The organism is Terrisporobacter sp. (assembly GCF_017888745.1).
Lineage (GTDB): Bacteria > Bacillota > Clostridia > Peptostreptococcales > Peptostreptococcaceae > Terrisporobacter.
Genome location: NZ_JAGHFM010000279.1, coordinates 1 through 2,828, shown reverse-complemented (window position 1 = coordinate 2,828; position 2,828 = coordinate 1). Strand labels below are relative to the sequence as shown.

Sequence of the window (2,828 nt, the reverse complement as noted above, 5' to 3'; positions counted from 1 at the left end):
TTTGGCTGGATGACTGATATGAAGGAACAGTTTAGTAACAAGGACTTTGGAGAAGTTTTCGAGAAGTATATAAATAATTAGAAAAAAGAATAAGAAATAGAAACTAAAATAAAAAACAAAAGAGCTTTTCTAAGGAAAAATTAGAAAGGCTCTTTTAAGATTGTAGATTAATTTGTGTTCTAGAATTTTGTAATATATTTTATCTAAGTTAGATTCTTATGATATAATAAGAAAATAAAATAAGAGAATGTTTTTATAGATAAGGTGGGAAAATATGAAACCAAGTATTAAAGATGTAGCTATGGTTGCTGGTGTTTCGGCTACTACTGTTTCAAGGGTACTTAATAATAGAGGGTATATAAGTGAAGAGACTAAGAAAAAAGTCTATAAGGCAATGGAAGAAATAGAATATTATCCAAATGATATAGCAAGAGCATTATTAAATAACAAAACAAATCTCATAGGCCTTATATTTCCTATGATAAACAATCCATTTCACGTAGAGTTAATATCATACATAGAAACTATATTATCTGAAAAAGGATTTAAAGTATTATTATGTAATAGTATGAATAATCCTAAAAAAGAACAAGACTATCTGACTATGTTACGTAGAAATCAAGTTGATGGAATAATTGTAGGAACACATAATGATAACATACCAGATTATAATATACCTGAGTTGCCAGTAATAGCTATTGATAGATATTTAGGTGACGGTGTGGTTACAGTATCTTGTGATAATTATGGAGGAGGAAGATTAGCAGTACAAAGTTTATTAGATAATGGATGTAAAAATATTTTATGTATTAGAGGAAATAGTAAGCTAAAACTACCTGCTAATAAAAGATCACAAGCGTATATAGATATAATGAATGAGAATAATTTGAAAGTAAATATTGCAGAAGTAGAGTTCATAAAGTCTATTGAGGAAAAGTTTGAGCTGGTAAAGGAAATAATTTTAAACAATAAGGATATAGACGGAGTATTTGCAGGGGATGACTTACTTGCGTCTATGGTAATTAATGTATGTGAAGAACAAGGTATAGACGTACCTAAAGATTTGAAAGTAATTGGATTTGATGGTGCTATTCAAACTCTAGCATACTTGCCTAAATTAACTACAATAAAGCAACCAATAAAAAAGATAGCAGAAGTATCTGTAGATAAATTAATTAGGAAGATAAATGGTGAAAAAGTAGACAATGAAATTGGACTACCTGTAGTTCTACATAGAGGAAAAACTATATAAAAAAGCTATGTAAATGATATGTTAGACAATATTCTATTGCTTGTGTTAATAGCATAGAGTGTTGTCTTATTTAATTTGTTACCAATTATAACTTAACTATGTTATAAAATTTATTAAAAAACATGTTAACGATTGACATATGTTAACGATTGACATATAATTATCTCGTAAATATGTTAACGATTGACATACAAAAATTACAATCATTTATATAAAAATATTTTGTTTATTAGGGAGGAAAAACTTATGCATAAACTATATTATCAACCTGAAGGTTATTGGTTTGGAGATTGTATGCCATTTTGTAAAGACGGGGTATTCTATGTGTATCATCAAAGAGACAATAGAAATCCAGTTCCATTTGGGGAACCATTTGGATGGTCATTAGCTACTACTACAGATTTTGTTAATTACAAAGATTTTGGGGAATCTTTAAAAAGAGGAAGAGATGATGAGTCAGATCAATTCATATATGCGGGAAGTGTATTTGAAGATAAAGATGGAAATGCTCATGCATTTTACACAGGATACAATAGAGAATTTTTTAAGGAAGGAAAAACATCTCAAGTTTTGCTTCATGCAACTAGTGATGATTTAGTAAATTGGAACAAGTCTGCTGAAAAATTAAAATTAGTTCCGCCACAGGGATATAGTCAGTATGACTTTAGAGATCCGTATATAGTATGGGATGAAGAAAATCAAGAATATTTCTTAATACTAGGAGCTAGAGTTGAAGGAGATAAGAGAAAGCAAACTGGTAGATTAGTTGCTTTTACATCTAAGGATTTAAAGAATTGGGATTTCGAAGGTGATTTTTGGAGTCCTGGCATATATACAATGTTTGAGATGCCAGATATATTTAAGATAGGTGATTGGTGGTATTTAGTTTACTCAGAGTACTCTCAAGAAAATAAGATTTTGTATAGAATGAGCAAAAGTTTAAAGGGACCATGGATTGCACCTAAAGATGATGCATTTGATGGAAGTGCATACTATGCAGGAAGAACTGCATTTGATGGAAATAGAAGAATATTATTTGGATGGGTTCCAACAAAGTTAAATTGTGAAGATATCAATTCATATGAATGGGGAGGAACTTTAGTACCTCATGAAGTCTATCAAAGGGAAGATGGAACATTGGGAGTTAAGTTACCATACTCTATGTGGAATTCATTTACAAATATTGAAAAATTAGAATCTGTATCTTTAAAGACAGTAGATACTAGAGAAGAAGCAGTTATTTGCAAAGATGCTGGAAGATTATTTGCATTTGAAACAAAAATAAAATTTGAAGAAGGAACAAGAGAGTTTACTATAAGATTTTATGAAGATGAAGAATTAGGTGAAGCTTATGAATATAAATTCTCTTTAGTAGATAATAGACTTACTTTAGATAAAAATCCAAATTATAAGTGGTTCCAAATGATGAACAAAGGATTAGAAAGGCCAATATCTTTAGAAGCAAATAAAGAGTATAACTTAAGACTAATAGTAGACGATACAATATCTACTTTATATATAGATGGAGTAGCATTAAATGCTAGAGTTTATAAACAATTCGGAGATACTATTGCAC

Annotated in this window: 3 protein-coding genes; all 3 read left to right on the top strand. The window is 29.5% G+C overall.

The genetic code is table 11. From position 1 onward, the window contains the following. The first annotated feature begins 9 nt into the window (after positions 1-9). Complete coding sequence (locus J7G74_RS16955) at positions 10-81, top strand: YvbH-like oligomerization domain-containing protein (protein WP_443081632.1); 72 nt, start codon at positions 10-12, stop codon at positions 79-81. A 193-nt stretch (positions 82-274) separates the two neighbouring features. Continuing rightward, positions 275-1,252 carry a LacI family DNA-binding transcriptional regulator gene (locus tag J7G74_RS12565; protein ID WP_297135942.1) on the top strand — a complete coding sequence of 326 codons (978 nt, stop codon included), beginning with the start codon at positions 275-277 and terminating at the stop codon, positions 1,250-1,252. A 246-nt stretch (positions 1,253-1,498) separates the two neighbouring features. Beyond that, positions 1,499-2,828: glycosyl hydrolase family 32 (locus J7G74_RS12560; RefSeq protein WP_297135940.1), on the top strand; the 1,330-nt coding region annotated here is incomplete at its 3' end.